Origin of the sequence: Peribacillus sp. NPDC094092, assembly GCF_050279365.1 — a bacterium.
Taxonomy (GTDB): Bacteria; Bacillota; Bacilli; order Bacillales; family DSM-1321; genus Peribacillus.
The window spans coordinates 14,987-32,180 of record NZ_JBNNUC010000002.1 but is presented as its reverse complement, the minus strand read 5'-3'; the positions used below and the strand labels follow the sequence as shown (position 1 = coordinate 32,180).

Sequence of the window (17,194 nt, the reverse complement as noted above, 5' to 3'; positions counted from 1 at the left end):
TATACTGGCCGACCTTCTTTCATTAAGAGTAGGTTTCAGTGTAATTTGATAACTGTTTCACGAATAAAACTCTATCTTGATTTAGTCCGTCATAGTCAGAGTGGACTGAAACACCATCCATTAATCTATCTCCCGCTTCCATTTCAAATCCCATCTTGAGATGATAGGCAATTGAAGATTTGTTGACAGGAGACGTTACACAACGGACAATCTTGCGTCCATTTTGATGAACGGCATTAAAAAACTGATGGTATAAATGCCTTCCGATATCATTTTTTCTGTATTCAGGATGAACGCCAACAAAGTGAATATATGCCTCATCGGATTGAGATTGGGATAGAATCCCTATCAGGAAACCGACTATTTCCCCTTTCCTTTCGGCTATGAAACTTGTATTTGTAAAATGATCAAAAAATAACTTCGGTAACATATCAGACATTTGCCTTCCGCCCCACCACTCATTGATCAGTGGCGATATTGCATAATAATCGGACCCTTTCACTGAACGAATTTCCATCCTTCTCCCCCTTTAATGATGCAACTAAACCAATTTTATCATTAAGGTGATTTTCGCGTTATTATTTCTATACTTACCTGGCCCGTTAGCTGCATTAAAGAAAATGCTGCCTTAAAGTCAGCTCCGCTCTTCAGCTAACCCACCTGTTAGCGGAAGTTTGCAAAGTTATTTCCAACCGACAACATTTGAGAAAGTTTCATAATCACATCCAGTGATATACTGAAACTCTTTTCCTGTAAGCCTTTCATATGATTCAGTTGCAATGGAAAGCAATGGTTCGAATGTATTTTCCTTAGGCATAAGTGCAGGGTATTCCAGAACCGCATTGAAAAAGCTTTCTCCTTTAGCAATCACTTCACATCGAAGGTATAAAAACACATCAGGTGAGAAGTAATCATCCTTGTTTTTGCTGTATGAATATTCGCCTATGTTGTTTGCGTGTTCCTTTGTGTCCAATAAATAAAGTTTGTAGGACATGGCTTCTTCAAATTGCTTAATATTCCTTACTCCCATTTTCCCAAGCTCTCTAACAGCCACTTCTATGACTTCATCCTCATCATTAACTGACTCCCAATCCAGAAGAGAAATTATGTACCAAAAGGTTTCATCTGTCATCATCTTTCTTGGTTTTTGCGGTTTTTCCATTAGTTGTTCAATCTTTCGCTCTCCCTCTAGTATTTCTTTCTCAAAGTTATCTCTGTCATTGATCCAACGCCACTCATAAAAAGCCTCCATGCCTGTTGTTTCATCCCAGTTACCACCATAAATACTTTGTTTCATTTTTTTAGTCCCCTGAATGATCCCAATGTAAATAAAAGTTTCAGGAATTTTACCATCGAACCAACAAATAGCAGGGGCGTCTTCAAAATAAAAACGGTTTTGCAGAAGAGTTTTACTTAAAACATTATTTTCAACCACTGGGATAGTCTCCCCTATATATGGGGTGGTAGCAAGCAGAAAAGAGTTTCGGTCGCAGTTAACAATCCTTAATGCTCCATATCTCCCATCAGGGAGTTTTACCGCATATACATCCCCAACTGATACTTTTTGTTTTTTTATCCTTTTTTGATTCACCAATTGCTCTTCCTCCTAATTTACAAAAGAGTTTTGAATTATTTGACGTTACAAATGTATATAAGAAACTGGATATGTGTAATCCATATGTGTATAATTCACCAATTCATTTTGAAATCCTTGTTGAACTAACCTGCCCCGATATTCGCATAAAGAAAGAGCTGCCTTATAGACAGCTCCGATTTTAAGGTGACGCACCCGTATAGTAAAAGCATGTAACGGTTCAGCCGTCACCCTTCTTCATGTTAGAAGTCTTCATTCCACGTGATGTAGGAGGCAGCGGCCTTTGATTATCGCCTTCTCTTTTCAGATTAGTATTGGAGCTTAAAAATACGGGTCTTTTTTTTAACGCCCACAATGGCCTCCTGAAGAATGTATCGCCCAGTCCTTCCGGTTTAAGAGGAGCAAATGGTGACATATAAGGAACTCCGAATGAACGCAGGCTGCATAAATGGACTAGGACGACAAAAAAGATTAAATTCATACCGTAAAAACCCATTGCACCTGCGCAAATGATAAATACGAACCGCAGCAAGCGAGCCGCAGTTGCCATGGTATAGGAAGGGGTCGCAAAACTTGCGATGGCCGTGATCGATACCATGATGACCATTGCCGGTGAAACAACTCCAGCCTGAACTGCCGCCTGCCCAATCACCAGAGCACCAACAATGGACATAGTCGCCCCAATGGCTTTGGGCATCCTTAGGCCTGCCTCTCGCAAGAGTTCAAATGTTATTTCCATGATGAGTGCTTCGATAACTGCCGGAAAAGGAACGGAGTCCCGTTGTGCTGCAAGAATGACGAGCAGCTTTGTAGGAATCATTTCTTGATGATACGTTGTAGCTGCTACATAAACAGACGGGGCAATTAGCGAAATAAAGAAAATAATAATACGTAAAATACGTATAGATGAGGCTATATCAAAGCGAGCATAGTAGTCCTCGACAGATTGAAAGAACTGAATAAATATCGCAGGCGCCACCAAGACAAAAGGCGTTCCGTTAACAAAAATGGCTACCCTTCCTTCAAGGAGATTGCCAGCGACCTTATCAGGTCTTTCTGTATGATCGAGGGTAGGGAATGGGGTCAAAACCTGATCTTCTATCAATTGTTCAATATATCCCGATTCAAGAATACTATCGATATTTATTCCTTTTAAGCGCTGTTTAATCTCTTCGACGATTCCTTTTTTTGCAATCCCGTTTATATACATAATAGAAACATCCGTCTTTGTCACAGTACCTATTTTCATCGACTCTATCCATAAATCCGGACTTTTAATGATGCGGCGTACCAGGGCTATGTTTGTTGCATTCGATTCAGTGAACCCTTCTCTTGATCCACGGACCACCGAATTTGTGCTTGGTTCCTGAACAGAACGCCTATCCCCCCCTTTTGTACTGGCAACAAGGGCTATGTTTATGCCATCAACAAAAATGACGCTATCCCCTGATAGTAATGACAAAAATAATTTTTCCCAGTCCGTGACAGTTTCTACACCGCCGAGTGAAACCACGTCCTTAGAGATCACTTCCAGCACTTCATGAGGAAGTAACTTTTCTTTTAGATGAGGATTTTTCATGATGGATTCAATTAAAAAATCCGTAACACTTATATTGTCTATCAGGCCCTGTACATACAAAATAGTCACCTTAATCTCACGGTTTTGACTAGTTTTCAGCGTTCTTATAATGATATCCGGGCTGCTTCCTGTTTTTTGCTTCACGATATCCAGGTTGGCTGTTATGGAGCTCTCAATATTTTTGGGAGGTTTCATTCTAGATTGATCTTTTCCTTTTTTGTCTACCTTTTGCTTCTTGCGTTTCTTCATTTGTCCTTTTTGTTTAAAAAAAGAAACCATGGCACCGGTCCTCTTTCAATTCTATTTCTTTATATTCTGTCCCAAAAAATTGTTTTTATGGATAACATCATTTAAATCTAATTTTAAGGTATTCATTATGGTTCCATAAGAAAAAGGTTGCCGCAGCAACCTCCCTTTTTGAAGTAATGCACCCGTTAGTTTAAGTACAAACCTTCACAATCTCCATTGAGTAAACCCTATTTGATCATAAAACAAAAAAAGACACTCACTATTTCTTTGACATGATTTCTTTCATTTCTGCATTAAATGCTTAATAAATGATACTCTCAAAAGGTTTAACTATAAATTTTATATTTTTCTCCTTTTAATAAATATAATTTAAAATTAGGGCATTAATTCCTTCTAGAACTGCGCATTGCTCTCCGGCGGTCGTGCAGTACCATCAAGATAATTATTCCCATCATCACTCCCAAGACGCTGCCCAACTCGGTGGTTAGTACATATGCAAGCGGGTACTCTAGAGCAGGTTGTGCATCGGGGCGAGTGGCGGACAAGCGGTTAAAGAGGTTATAAGAGAACAGCATTCCCGACGAGATCCATGCTGCTGCCATAGGAGGGAGGAACCTCTTCGACCCGCGGCAGGTGGTCAGTACCAACAAACCCCACGCCCCCGCGAAGGCCCACACACCGGTACTCAACGACAATAGGTGCCACCATAAATCACGGTTACCCAACATAGCTGGGTTGATGCCAATAGTTCCACCAACCGCCCAGAATAGCTTAATAAATCCAAGCAGGATACAGCCAGCCGCGACAAGCCTAGCCAAGCTGATTTGCAGTTTCCGGCTGTTGCCCGGGAGTGATTCAATGTCTATTGGGTCAGCAAATGCCTCTGGCCAACGCGCTTTAGCGTATCCAGCTAAGGCGAAAGGTAAGCAGATGCCGGCTCCAACCAGTGAGACCATTACGAAAATCTGCTCATATACCCAAACGTTGGCAGCCCCTGCCTGCTGATCGCGTATCATAGCAGCAGGACCAAGCACAGGTGCCAGCAACAGCATAGGAATAAGTAAACCAGTACCTACCCAGACGGGCAAGGCAACCAACCAGGCGGGCAGTCGCTCACCCCATTTCATGCTAAACGCCAATGCTAACAGGATACCAACTGCAGCTAGAACCATTGTTACTGCGTTTGCAGTGCGCCAACTTGGGTCACCCATTTGTTCGGTCGGCATGAAAAGACCGAATGTCCAGGCGATTTTAATTAACAGATAAGGCATTACCGCTATAGCGGCACCATAACCCCAAAATCTACGCTTTTTCATCAAATGTGAAATTGGCTGCTTTTTCATTACTGTCATGAAGTCACCTCGGCCGCCAGACCAGTGAGTTCGTAAATCCCTATCTCTACAATGAACAGAGCGATTCCAATTAAACTCTCATGTTTATTTCTATTTATAACTATAATAAACACCCCTTAAGAATTTACACTGTTTTAGTTTTAATGAATCATAGACTTTTCATGAAGATAATCATTTCCCTATTTCCCCCATTATGCTCATCATCAATACCCTAAAAACTGCTCTGTTCGCTTTAATTTTAACATAATATTCCAATCAGGAATCCCATATTCTAAAAAATTGATACCAGAAGATTGCCTTCATTGACGACCTTCTTGTGTTCTTGAACTATCCTGCCCCGTTAGTGCCATAAGAAAAAGCTGCCTTATAGACAGCTTCGATTTTCAGCTAACGCACCCGTTACCTGAAGAAGAACATTGTATAAAACTACCACATTGTTACGAATAAAAAGTAAATCTTGATTTTATAAAGAAGCACCGTTCAGAATATGAACGGTGCAACAGGTGTTGGCGATTAAGGGTTTACTATTTGTAAACGATAAACATCTCGTTTTTCGAGTAGCTGCTCTGTTTGTTGGCTACAATATTTATAATGATCAGTGTTAATATGAAAAGCAAGTGCCTTTTCATCTTTCCATCTTTCGTAAAAAACAAAAGTATCTTTATTTTCAACAGATTCATGAAGAGTATATTGAATACAGCCATCCTCGACTCGAGATGCTTCAACCAAATTTAATAACTCAGTTCTAAGCAGTTCACCTCTCCCCGATTTAGCTTTTAAAACTGCATTGATTATAATTTCGTTCATTATTCTCCCTCTCCTTTACAAAAATGTAGTTCAGAACACTCACTATTGTTTCTTTTTATCGAAAAGTAGCCATAATAGTGTAACAATCGCTGCAAGCATAACCATTAAGAATCCATACAAAGGTGTATGCGCTAGCGATTGATGGCGAATAATAAAGCCTCCAATATATGATCCTAAAAATATTCCTATGTTGAAAGCGGAAATATTCATTGCTGAGGCCATTGTAATAGCTGATGGCACATATTTTTCAGATAGCAGTACAGCATATAATTGCAACCCTGGAACATTCATGAACATAAATAGACCCATTATCAGTACCATAATTAATCCGATAATCGGTGATTCAAGAGCGTAGCCAATGCCAAGTAACGCTAATGCAAGACCAACAAAAATAATAAAGATTAAGCGAAGCGGATCTTGATTAGCGAAATGGCCACCTAGTGTATTACCAATAGCTACGCAAATACCATAAACAACTAATATAATGACTACCGTATGTGGCGAATAACCCATATATTGTTCCAAAATAGGTGAAACATACGTGTAGACAACGAAGGCACCTCCGTATCCAATTGCTGTAATGAAAAGTATCAATAACATTCGAATATTGCCTAATACTTTACCGATATCACGTAAAGAGATTGGATTACCTTTCGATAATTGGTTGGGTACTAAAAAAGCATTGCTAATTAAACCGATAATCCCGATAATGACGATAAAGATAAACGACATACGCCAGTCTGTTACTTGTCCAATAAATGTACCAAGTGGGACACCAGTCACAGTAGCTAATGTTAATCCTGTAAACATAAAGGCAATAGCACTTGCTCTTTTATTTGGTTCAACTACATCTGCCGCTATGACAGAAGCGATGGACATAAACACACCATGTGATAATGCTGAAATAATACGTCCTATTAACAGGATAGAGAAAATAGGTGCTATAGCTGCGGTTAAGTTCCCAACTATAAAAATGGTCATAACAAGCAATAAAACTGTTTTCCGACTAAGGCGAGATGTTAAGGCTGTTAATAATGGAGCCCCAACAGTGACGCCGAGTGCATATATAGAAACGGTTAAGCCTGCTGTGCTTAAAGATATACCAAAGTCATCTGTAATTAATGGTAAAAGCCCGACACTGATAAATTCAGTAGACCCTATACCAAATGCACTGATTGCAAGTGCTAGCAAAGTTAATTTAGCACTTGGCTTTTTTGATTGTGACATACTGCTAATATCTCCTTTGATTTTTTTCATCATGTGTAGTAATATTCATACATACCTAAAAGATCTGTAGAGTACTTTTGGTTACTTTTGAATATTATGGGGGTTACTATGCAAAAAATTTATAATATTGGTGTTGAAGCTACGCTTGAAGTCATTGGTGGTAAATGGAAACCAGTCATTCTTTGTCATTTAAACCACCATGGTAAAATCCGAACAAATGAGTTTCGACGATTGATTCCAGGAATTTCACAAAAAATGCTCACAAGTCAACTAAGAGAGTTAGAGCAAGATGGATTAATCCTTCGAAAAGTCTTCAATCAAGTACCGCCGAAAGTTGAATATTCCTTAACGCCATATGGACAAGAAATGGAACCTATTCTAAACATGCTTTGCACTTGGGGCGAAAAGCATGTTGAAGTATTACAGGTTAAAGGCGAGGATGTAATTTTAAAACAACGTGATGAAATAGCCATGCAGCAAACATCGTAATGAAAGGAGAAAGAGACTGTCAAACACAAGACAGTCTCTTTTCCTTTTAATGCTTATAGAGCAAAGTCGTATTCATCTGGATTTGGTCCAACACGTTGTTCAAGATTCATCGCATTGATCATAGCCATTTCTTCGTCTGTTAGATTAAAGTCGAAAATATCGGCGTTTTGCATCATGCGTTCTCTACGCACAGATTTTGGAATAGTGATAATTCCGTTTTGCACATCCCAGCGCAAAATAACTTGAGCGTTTGATTTTCCATATTTTGTTGCGATTTTAGAAATGGTTTCATCTTCAAGAAGCCCACCTTGCATTAAAGGTGCCCATGCTTCAAGTTGAATTTGATGCTTGTCACAGAATGAACGAAGCTCAATTTGTTGCAAGCGTGGGTGGAATTCCACCTGATTCACAACAGGTTTAATACGGGCAAATGATAATAAATTTTGCATGTGTGACACAGTAAAGTTACATACACCAATTGCTTTGATCTTTCCTTGATCATATAGGTCTTCTAGCGCTTTCCAAGATTCAGCATATTTATCTTTACCTGGCCAATGAATAAGATAAAGATCTAAATAATCTAACCCTAGTTTTTGCAGGCTCTCTTCAAATGCAGCAATGGTTTCATCATAGCTTAATCCGTCATTCCATACTTTTGATGTAATAAACAGGTCTTCACGCCGTAAGCTATTAGAGGCTAGCGCTTGTTTAATACCTTCTCCTACTCCTGCTTCATTGCCGTAAATAGCAGCAGTATCGATGCTTCGATACCCAACCTCAATAGCGTTTTTAACCATCTCAGCAGTAGCATCATTCTTTACTTGAAAAACACCTAAACCCATACCTGGCATTTGTAGGCCGTTATTTAATGTGATTGTATCTTGTAAATGATTAATCATGTTGAATCCCCCAATTGTTTGATTGCTTATTGCTCCTTTATTATGATGCCTCTATAGAGTAAAAAGAAGTACGCACATTTTTGTTACATAGAAACGTTAAGGTAACTTTTGTGAGTTGACAAGGGTTAGAGGCAACTAAATCTCTATTTCAATTTCAATCACCATCTTTTTATTAGCCATTTTCCTAATTATATAACCAAGAAAACGTGGGCAAACTAGTTTCTTATTGAACTAAACTGCCCAGATCGTTTAAGTACATGCTTTCATCATCTCTATAATTTTTTAACATAAATATCAAAAAACCATCTATCTAAACTGGCAATGTGATTTTAATCAAACTTTTTTACAAATTATCAAACTGGCTTCAGCTAGTAAAATGCCTAGGATTGGAGAATATCGAGGGTACCCCATTTAATCCTTGGAGGAATATGAATAGGAAAAAAGTAAACAGGTCACTTATGGTATTTATAACCATCAAGTGACCTGTTTTTACACTATGTTGGCTGCACACCTATGGCTATGGGGCAGCGCCAGGAAAATGCGGGTTTACAACGTTAAGCTGTTCCAGGAAGTGGATATCGTTGGTGCAGCAACGATACATGTGTTGAGACAAGTTATACGAGACACTAGTAAGCCTTGTTTCAGGTAATATTGCCTCCATTGCAACAGCTAGACCCTATTGATACAAGGAATTCTATCTTAACGTTATAAATTGTCAAAATCCTGACGTTACTCTTCATAAATTTTAGTGAAAATAGATTTAAAATGACCGAAGATACTTGACTGCGGTCTCAGCATATATCTCGGCAGATTCTATTAAGTTCTCCACTGAAACCTGCTCATCGTACCCATGGATGGTGTATTCCAGCCCAGGACCGTAAAGGACGGTATCAATGCCATGGCGCCGGAAGTGACTGGCATCACTTGAACCAAGCAAAAGTACGCTGAAGACGGGTTCCTCCATTCCGAGGACACGCTGGATTCCCAGTTCCGTGGCCCTCACAATTGGACGATTCTCTAAGGTCCAGTTCGGGTTAGTGCATGGTTCCATTGGCTCTACAACCGCACCTGGCGCTGCAGCACTAACAAGATTCCTGGCGACATCAAGTACAAACTCGGAGTTCATACCGAATGGAACCCTGGTATCCACTTTAATGATACACTTGTCTGCGACAACGTTCACATTTGTCCCGCCCTGGATTACACCTGGATTGTAAGAGGGTCGATAAAGTAACTGTGACAATAAGGGATTTCCTGGATACTGAGATAGGAGCCACTCAGTATTGTACAAAAGTTGACAAGGCTCTGCCGGAGAAGTTACCTTAAGCTCCCATAGCTTCGTTAGTGCTTCGACCGCGGCTGCCCCTCTTCGTATGGCGGAGATTCCATAAAGCGGGTGCAGGCTGCCATGATCTGTCTTACCTGGTATGATCACCTCCATCCATGCCTTGCCCTTTTCGCCTGCATTCGGATGGTAGGGGTCCGTTGGTTCACCAATCAGGCAAGCATCACCCTTAATCAATCCTTGTTCCAGGAGCGAGGCCACCTCCATGCCGCCAGTCTCTTCATCCGGAGAGGCAATAACTCCCAGGCTACCTTTCAAATTAAGAGTGGGGGCGAACTCCTGAAGTAGTCCAGCCACAAAAACCAGTGATGCCAAGCCTCCTTTCATATCGGAGGCTCCCCTCCCCAAAAGCATACCCGCTCTGACTTCTCCTGAGAAAGGATCGAAGGTCCAATGTGAACGATCTCCTGCAGGTACGACATCTGTATGTCCACAAAATAGAAGCCGTGGACCAGGTACCCTTGTTAAGGGAGCATCACAGACCACGGTAACCAGCGCATTTTCGCTACGGCGGTGCTCGGTAATCAAGAACCCTTTTGCTGCTAGGTATCGGCTAATATGGCGCCCCATTTCAGCTGACCGCTTCTTAAACTCGGGCGATGGATTTTCAGATGGAATTCGAATAAATGAAGCAGCAAGTTCGACTAATTCCTGTTGCCTTGACCTTATCAACTGCCGGATAAATCTGGTACTCATATAAATACATCCCCTCCATGTCCGGCATTACACATTATTTCTATACTATTCTATGTGCTGTTCTAGATCATATTTCTGGGGATAAAGGTGGGGAAATATTTGATACGTGTTAAAGTCGCGTTCAATGCTATAGGTAAACTTAATAAGCCAAAGATGCATAAAGAAAGAGCTGCCTTAAAGACAGCTCTGATCTTCAGCTAACGCACCTATTAGTTTAAGTACATTCTTTCACAAAGATAATTTTGCTTATTGAATAAGAAACTCATTCATTACAGAAATCCTCCCCCTGTTTGTTGCATAAAAAAAGACCGTCAAATGACAGTCTTGAGTTTTCAATATTGCTCCAGTAGTTTAAGAAAGTTTAAAGAATTATGCCTGATACGTCTCCTTTCAATACTTCTTTTTCATTCTGATTTTTACATAAAAAGGATGCTACAAAAGCTGTCCTATTATTTTCTTGCCTTTCGTATTTCTCAATTTTAACTTTACAAACTATTGTATCTCCCGTAAAAACAGGTCTTAAAAACTCAAAACTCGTACTACGAGCCAGTACGTTATTATCTCCAGCTACTTTTGTTGGCAGAGTTGCCGTTAATAACCCTTGAATGACAAGTCTTCCTTGTTCATCTGGGGTTATATGATGAATCCCTTCATCACCTGAAATCTCAGTAAATAATTCAACATCTCTTACTGTAAAAGTTCGTTCAAACGTAATTATGTCTCCTACTTTAAATGACATATTAATCTCCCCCACTGTCTGGTTATTAACAATGTAAATATTATTATTTAAGGTAATATATTCCACAAATATTCAAGGAATCCTTCTTCCACTAAACTGCCCCGTTAGTTCCATAAGAAAAAGCTGCCTTAAAGACAGCTCCAATCTTCATCTAACGCACCCGATAGTTTAAGTACATTCACTCACAAACTATTGGGTTTCAACTATGTTTATTCATTAGGATAAAGAAAGGACGTCTATGACAGTCGTATTCTTTTATGAACAAAATAAAACCAGATTAGTTGTATTATAAGGATAAACACAAATGCAACACCTAAAATTATAAATGTAATAATTCTGATTTCAGGAGTTTGAACAGCCCCTGCTCCGTCTACTTGTCTTGTTCCAATAACGATAGCAAGTATGGAAAAAATCACTAACCATAAAACATTTGCAACCCACCAAAGCTTCATCCTTCTACCTCCTTTCCTCCACTAGTAAATACTATACATATAGCAGTACGGAAAAATAAGGTAAAAGTTTCAAAAATCAGGTATCTTTATTAAGCTAACCTGCCCCGGTAGTTTCATAAAAAAAGCTGCCTTAAAGACAGCTCCGATCTTCAGCTAACGCACCCGTTAGTTCTATAAGACTTATTGTTAAGTAGACAAGTGAAGGAGCGAGTAGGATGGAGAAAATCATTAGAAAAGATAGAAAAACGCCAAAAAGGCGTTCAATTTAATCATTTTTATTTATTTTACCGTCGTTCCCCTTGTCAATACCAGTGGCGTTATTAATTATTTGTGGAAACAAGTTTAACCCCTGATCCAAAGCATTCATTGAATCGGCTTTTTGGCCGAGATTTTTTGATTTTTCTTGTTTTTTCATTTTTATCGCCTCCTAAAATTAGGATTCGTAGTAGATCAAAAAATATTCCAAAGTAATTTTTAAATGATTATGTTCCACAGTTCGAATAAACTATGCTTCTTAAACCAATCTGCCCCGATAGTTACATAAAGAAACAGCCGCCGCAGCAAACTTCTTTTCAAGTAAAGAACCCTTTAGTACAACAAAATCACTTAACTTTATTATACAGTTCAAATGACTCATCAAAGCCATCCCATTCAAACGTAGTCTCCTTATTTTTTATATACTCGATGGAGTCTTCCCTTGGATGTTTAGCTACATAATCCGGCTCCTGAAAAATAAACATATACTGAATGATACTTTTGAACAGATTAGAAAGGAGAAATCAGTTTTGACAAAATATCGAATCATGACCTTCGATGGCGGCGGCACCTTAGGTGCTTTAAGTTTACAACTTTTGAACAGATTGGCTCGGCAAAACCCAAAATTAATTAGTCGAACCAATGTTTTTTCGGGAAATTCAATCGGTTCATTCACTGCCCTTGCGTTAGCAAGTGGAAGATCGCCGAAGGAGACATTCCAGTTTTTTAAGGATAAAATCCTGCCGGCATTCAGCGTTTCCCGACCAGGGGGACCTGTTTTTAACCAACAGTTACCATATTCCGGTTTCATTAAAGCGGTACGAACATTTTTCCCACCAGATCTTCTCCTCAAAGACTTAAAAAGACGAATTGTTGTCCCTGCATTTCACTTATTCTCACCAGAGCTGAATCGTTGGACACCGGTGTTATTCCACAACTTTCCCGACTCTCCCTATTTAAATGAGAAAGCGAGTGATGTAATACTACGGAGCAGCGGTGCTCCCGCGACGCAACGAGCCTATCAAAACTACGTGGATGGGTATACAGTAGCAACTAACCCCAGTACAGCCAGTATCGCGTTTGCCGTGGGGAAAGCCAAACAGCCGTTGGATCAAATTGCGGTATTATCCATTGGAACAGGGGAAGAGCCGACTCGATTAAGAAGAGATACCAAGGGGTGGGGGATGGTGAGTGCAGATAACATCCGCCCCGAAAATATGAAGAACCTCCCCCCAAATTGGGGAGTTCTTTTGGACCGATCGCCAAATGAACCCTTACTGCCATTTCTTCAGATAATCTCTAGTGGATCCGGTTACTATGAATCCATGGTCAGTTCCGAGCTTTTAGGAAATCGTTTTTTTCGGTTAAATCCTCGGATCCCTAATTTATCCAAAACGGATCCTTCTTCGGTTCCCATTGTCATTTCAATTGCTAACAAAACAAATTTACAACCTGCCGTTCAATTTATAGAGAAAAACTGGAATTAATAAATTTATCCCATGAACCTGATTGAATTTTTGTTATTATTGCAAGCATTTGGATGTTTTATAAAAAAACAGCCAGAACCTGGCTGTTTCTATTTATTCAGTTCTTCTTCAACTAACCTGCCCCGATAGTTCCATAAAGAAAAAGGTTGCCGCAGCAACCTCCCTTTTTGAAGTAAAGGCTCAAAAAAATCACTTAACTTTATTATGCAGTTCAAATGACTCATAAAAGTCATCCCATTTTACAGTTATTTTTATAATTTCATCTTTACTTACTTTTGATCCGCCTTCTGAACTTCCACTAGTTGTAAATACTTTTTCACTAGGTGGATCAGTGTATGTCTCTGTTTTATTCCCGCTTCCAGAGATGGTTTCATAAGTGTATTCAAGTTTTTTCATGAAAGACAGCTCTTCCAAAGACCCCTTATATTTTAATACAAGTTCATAGCTATCTTTGTTAGAATAAGCTGTTTTACCGTCGTCTTCATCCCATAATTCGGTTCCTTTATAAGAGTATTCGGCTTTCCAATGTTCGCTTTCTCCTATGAATTTATAATCATTGTTAATGGTTTTCGGATTATTATCTTTGTTAGCCGTGTTCGAACCACAAGCTGTTAAAACCATTATTATAAATAATACGGAGAGTATTTTTTTCAACTTAACTCCTCCTCAATGGTCAAATTGAATCCTTTTTTTAATTTTACCATTTAAAGGTATTTTTGGGATGCTATTGGGAAATTTTTCATTCTGCTATCCTGCCCCGTTGGCTGCATAAAAAAGAAGAGTTGCCAAAACAACTCCCTTTAAGCTTCTGCAGCCAACTTTTTGGTTTTATCGGCGGACCCCCAATTGATGCTACATATGTTCTGAGATCTTTCGCTTCATTAATACTGCATTTCCGTACATATCTCCCCAATCTCGCATTAGGTTAATAATAGGTTTTAATGTTTCCCCAAAGGGAGTAAGAGAATATTCAACTTTTGGAGGAATCTCCCGATAAATTTCACGATGTACAATACCATCCTGCTCCAATTCCCGGAGTTGTAACGTTATCATGCGTTTTGTGGTATAGGGCATAAGCCTCCCTAACTCGTTAAAACGTTTAGGGCCGGAAATTAAGTTATATAATATGATCCCTTTCCATTTGCCCCCTATCACATCTACTGTAAATGCAACAGGACAAGCAGTGGTATCAGGGCACTTTTCCGTTTTAAAGTCCTTCATATTGACACCCCAATCTTTTAAGTATCAAATTGTATACTATATTACACTTTTTATCCTATCCAACAAAAATGTGCGTACTTTTCATTTTATATTATATAAAGTATCATTGGTTTTGCAAGAGAAGACTAAATATTCTTTCTTTTCATAATAGGTGATGAGACATTTTCCAAAAAAATAAGCGGGAGTGACTAAAGTGAAAGCACAAATTATTCAATCTTTTGGAGGACCCTCCGTATTTCAATTTAAAGAGATTTCAAAACCTGAACTAAAACCTGGACATGTACTTATTCAAGTCAAGGCTACAAGTGTAAACCCCATTGATACGAAAGTCCGTGCTGGTGCAGTTCCAGCCGTTTCCCCCGAGTTTCCGGCGGTATTACATGGGGACGTTGCAGGTTTTGTCTCTGCAGTAGGTGAAGGAGTAACTGAGTTTAAAGTTGGCGATGAAGTGTTTGGATGCGCGGGTGGTTTTAAGGGAACTGGCGGTGCACTTGCAGAGTTTATGCTAGCGGATGTCGATTTACTTGCCCACAAGCCGAAAAATTTGACGATGGAAGAAGCAGCTGCTTTACCATTGGTTTCCATTACCGCATGGGAAGCATTATTCAATCGGGCAAATCTTCTCCCTGGACAGAATATACTGATCCATGCAGCGACCGGCGGTGTAGGACACATTGCCATTCAACTGGCGAAATGGGGGGGCGCGACAGTCTATGCAACCGCCTCTTCGCAAGAGAAGCTGGAGATTGGCACGCGCCTTGGTGCAGATGTAACGATTAATTATCGAGAAGAAGGCGTTCACGACTATGTACAGAAACATACAGACGGAAAAGGATTTGACGTTGTGTTTGATACGGTAGGAGGAGAAAACCTTGATCGCTCCTTTGAAGCGGCCGCTGTACATGGAACGGTGGCAGCCATCGCTACCCGTTCGACCCATGACCTCTCCCCAGTGCATTCAAAGGGACTTTCTCTGCATGTTACCTTTATGCTATTGAAGATATTAAACAAGGACATGCATAAGCATCATGGAGAAATTTTGAAGAAGGTTTCCCGGCTGGTTGAAGAAGAGCAGCTGCGTCCGCTAGTGGATCCAAACATTTTTACGTTTGATGATGTTTCAAAGGCACATGAGTACATGGAGTCAGGCAAGGCGATAGGAAAAATAGTTCTGAAAAATAATTGGTAATATCATAAAACCATTGAAATGCGTCAACAACTTCATGTTCATTTAAAAATAGGCGGCACGGCGAAAATCCCCATAAGATTCTCACTGTACCGCCTGCTTTTATTTTAGCTATTTCCGGTTGCATCCTCTTTTCTTCATTCCAAAATCATATTCAACTGGTTGATTATTACGAAACTTTATCAGTTGCTTGTCCAGCTATATCAACAATTACGCTGGATTCTTTTTTAGTTTTTGCGATTATTAGCCCAATCAAAAAGCCCGCTACTCCTGTACTTATCCATCCAACTCCATGCTCGAATAGTGGAATGAATCCAAACATCCTATTGATTTCATTTGTTAAGATATGCGCTTCTTTTAAAGCATCAAGCAGAGCAACCATCCCTACTCCTGCTACTGTACTCACATACACAGACTGATATCCTTTAAACAAGTTATTGGTAAATATTAAAGCGATTAGAGCAATTGCCAATGGATAAAGCAGTAGCAATATTGGAGAAGCAAGTGTTAATACAGTATTCAATCCAAAGTTTGTAATAATTGTTCCTATGATAGAAAAAGCTATAATCCATTTTTTATAGCTAACAGACGGAGCAATTCGTTCAAAGTATTCAGAAACGGCTGCCAGACATGCCACATTTGTTGTAATTCCCGTGAGGAAAATAATTGTTCCAATGATATAAATTCCATAATTCCCAAACAGAGCAATAGCACTCTCGGCTAAAACTTCTCCTCCGTTTTCCTTTAACCCAATTGCATCTACACTGGAAGCACCTATCCAAGCCATTGAAACCTGTAAAGCAATTAACCCAATAATTGTTATAATCCCTGCTTTGATAAATAGCTTGGAAACTTCTTTTTCAGATTTTAATCCTAACGAACTAATTGACTTAATGAAAATGCCGCCAAATATAAAAGCAGCTAGTACATCCATTGTATAGTAGCCTTGCGTAAACCCTTTTAAGAATACACCATCTAAGTATTCCTCTCCAGGAGCCCCTATTTTGCCCATAGGTGTTATAAATGATTTTATAATCAATACTGCCAGCAATATTGAAAAGATGGGGGTAATAATCTTCCCCAGGTTATCTACCAACTTTTTTGTATCCCAGGATAGTAGGATCGTCAATAAAATAAATAACACTGAAAATACAAGCAGATACAGCCTTTCATTTGCTGCACTTTGAATTAAGGGATTTAAACCGATTTCATAAACAACAGAGGTTGTCCTAGGAATAACGTAAATAGGTCCCAACGTTAAAAAAAGTAACATTGAAAAAATAGTTGCAAAGCGAGGATGAACCCTTCCTGCGAGCTTTTCTACAGTGCCTCCACCACGGGTTAGAGCCACAATAGCTAATAAAACCAGTCCAACACCTGTTATTAAAAATCCTCCCATGGCAAGCCAGGTATTCGTTCCGGCTTGCTGGCCCAGCATTGGGGCAAATATAACATTCCCTGCTCCTAAAAACATGGCAAAGAGCATTAACCCAATAGACAACACTTGCGAAAAGGGAACCTTTTTATCCATTGTTATTCCTCCTTATTGTTATGAATACAGCGGGAAAGACTGAAAGAGCCATTCCCACTTTTCATAGGGAATAATCGTTACATTTT

17 protein-coding genes are annotated in these 17,194 nt (G+C 39.5%); 3 read left to right on the top strand and 14 right to left on the bottom strand.

Annotated features, from left to right (window positions below; translation table 11 throughout):
* Positions 1-22 precede the first annotated feature (22 nt).
* The 6 genes from ACQKNS_RS09110 to ACQKNS_RS09085 form a co-directional block, all read right to left on the bottom strand.
* Positions 23-517 (bottom strand): GNAT family N-acetyltransferase, encoded by a 495-nt coding sequence (locus ACQKNS_RS09110; RefSeq protein ID WP_427642224.1) that lies wholly within the window; start codon positions 515-517, stop codon positions 23-25.
* A gap of 165 nt (positions 518-682) precedes the next feature.
* On the bottom strand, positions 683-1,435 hold the full coding sequence (locus ACQKNS_RS09105; RefSeq protein WP_427642222.1) for a DUF4240 domain-containing protein: 753 nt from the start codon (positions 1,433-1,435) through the stop codon (positions 683-685).
* Between the two features lie 379 nt (positions 1,436-1,814).
* Positions 1,815-3,452 (bottom strand): spore germination protein, encoded by a 1,638-nt coding sequence (locus tag ACQKNS_RS09100; protein ID WP_427642221.1) that lies wholly within the window; start codon positions 3,450-3,452, stop codon positions 1,815-1,817.
* A gap of 353 nt (positions 3,453-3,805) precedes the next feature.
* Positions 3,806-4,774, bottom strand: coding sequence for a hypothetical protein (locus ACQKNS_RS09095; protein WP_427642220.1), 969 nt, complete (start codon positions 4,772-4,774; stop codon positions 3,806-3,808).
* A 513-nt stretch (positions 4,775-5,287) separates the two neighbouring features.
* On the bottom strand, positions 5,288-5,581 hold the full coding sequence (locus ACQKNS_RS09090; protein ID WP_427642219.1) for a putative quinol monooxygenase: 294 nt from the start codon (positions 5,579-5,581) through the stop codon (positions 5,288-5,290).
* A 42-nt stretch (positions 5,582-5,623) separates the two neighbouring features.
* On the bottom strand, positions 5,624-6,808 hold the full coding sequence (locus ACQKNS_RS09085; protein WP_427642218.1) for an MFS transporter: 1,185 nt from the start codon (positions 6,806-6,808) through the stop codon (positions 5,624-5,626).
* A 108-nt stretch (positions 6,809-6,916) separates the two neighbouring features.
* On the opposite strand from ACQKNS_RS09085, the gene ACQKNS_RS09080 reads away from it, so the two are divergent.
* On the top strand, positions 6,917-7,297 hold the full coding sequence (locus ACQKNS_RS09080) for a winged helix-turn-helix transcriptional regulator (protein WP_427642217.1): 381 nt from the start codon (positions 6,917-6,919) through the stop codon (positions 7,295-7,297).
* Between the two features lie 53 nt (positions 7,298-7,350).
* On the opposite strand, the gene ACQKNS_RS09075 is transcribed toward ACQKNS_RS09080, so the two are convergent.
* From ACQKNS_RS09075 to ACQKNS_RS09055, 5 genes are all read right to left on the bottom strand, one after another.
* Positions 7,351-8,196, bottom strand: coding sequence for an aldo/keto reductase (locus ACQKNS_RS09075; RefSeq protein ID WP_427642216.1), 846 nt, complete (start codon positions 8,194-8,196; stop codon positions 7,351-7,353).
* A gap of 760 nt (positions 8,197-8,956) precedes the next feature.
* The gene (locus ACQKNS_RS09070; RefSeq protein ID WP_427642215.1) at positions 8,957-10,237 is read right to left on the bottom strand and encodes a M20 family metallopeptidase; all 1,281 of its coding nucleotides are present in this window, start codon (positions 10,235-10,237) and stop codon (positions 8,957-8,959) included.
* Positions 10,238-10,598: 361 nt separating this feature from the next.
* Positions 10,599-10,976 carry an FAS1-like dehydratase domain-containing protein gene (locus ACQKNS_RS09065; protein WP_427642214.1) on the bottom strand — a complete coding sequence of 126 codons (378 nt, stop codon included), beginning with the start codon at positions 10,974-10,976 and terminating at the stop codon, positions 10,599-10,601.
* A gap of 236 nt (positions 10,977-11,212) precedes the next feature.
* The gene (locus ACQKNS_RS09060) at positions 11,213-11,428 is read right to left on the bottom strand and encodes a DUF3923 family protein (protein WP_427642213.1); all 216 of its coding nucleotides are present in this window, start codon (positions 11,426-11,428) and stop codon (positions 11,213-11,215) included.
* 265 nt (positions 11,429-11,693) lie between these two features.
* A complete protein-coding gene (locus tag ACQKNS_RS09055; RefSeq protein WP_427642211.1) occupies positions 11,694-11,843 on the bottom strand; it encodes a hypothetical protein in 150 nt (49 codons plus the stop codon).
* Positions 11,844-12,213: 370 nt separating this feature from the next.
* Here ACQKNS_RS09055 and ACQKNS_RS09050 point away from each other — a divergent pair, with 370 nt between their 5' ends.
* Positions 12,214-13,170, top strand: a complete 957-nt coding sequence (locus tag ACQKNS_RS09050; RefSeq protein ID WP_427642209.1) for a patatin-like phospholipase family protein — start codon at positions 12,214-12,216, stop codon at positions 13,168-13,170.
* Positions 13,171-13,359: 189 nt separating this feature from the next.
* Here the strand turns inward: ACQKNS_RS09050 and ACQKNS_RS09045 are convergent, their stop codons facing one another.
* Both ACQKNS_RS09045 and ACQKNS_RS09040 read right to left on the bottom strand, forming a co-directional pair.
* Positions 13,360-13,824, bottom strand: coding sequence for a hypothetical protein (locus tag ACQKNS_RS09045; protein WP_427642207.1), 465 nt, complete (start codon positions 13,822-13,824; stop codon positions 13,360-13,362).
* 198 nt (positions 13,825-14,022) lie between these two features.
* The gene (locus ACQKNS_RS09040) at positions 14,023-14,391 is read right to left on the bottom strand and encodes a winged helix-turn-helix transcriptional regulator (RefSeq protein WP_427642206.1); all 369 of its coding nucleotides are present in this window, start codon (positions 14,389-14,391) and stop codon (positions 14,023-14,025) included.
* 193 nt (positions 14,392-14,584) lie between these two features.
* On the opposite strand from ACQKNS_RS09040, the gene ACQKNS_RS09035 reads away from it, so the two are divergent.
* Positions 14,585-15,580: a zinc-dependent alcohol dehydrogenase family protein gene (locus tag ACQKNS_RS09035; RefSeq protein WP_427642205.1), complete on the top strand. Its 996-nt coding sequence runs from the start codon at positions 14,585-14,587 to the stop codon at positions 15,578-15,580.
* Between the two features lie 166 nt (positions 15,581-15,746).
* Here the strand turns inward: ACQKNS_RS09035 and brnQ are convergent, their stop codons facing one another.
* A complete protein-coding gene (brnQ, locus tag ACQKNS_RS09030) occupies positions 15,747-17,108 on the bottom strand; it encodes a branched-chain amino acid transport system II carrier protein (RefSeq protein ID WP_427642204.1) in 1,362 nt (453 codons plus the stop codon).
* Positions 17,109-17,194: the final 86 nt, after the last annotated feature.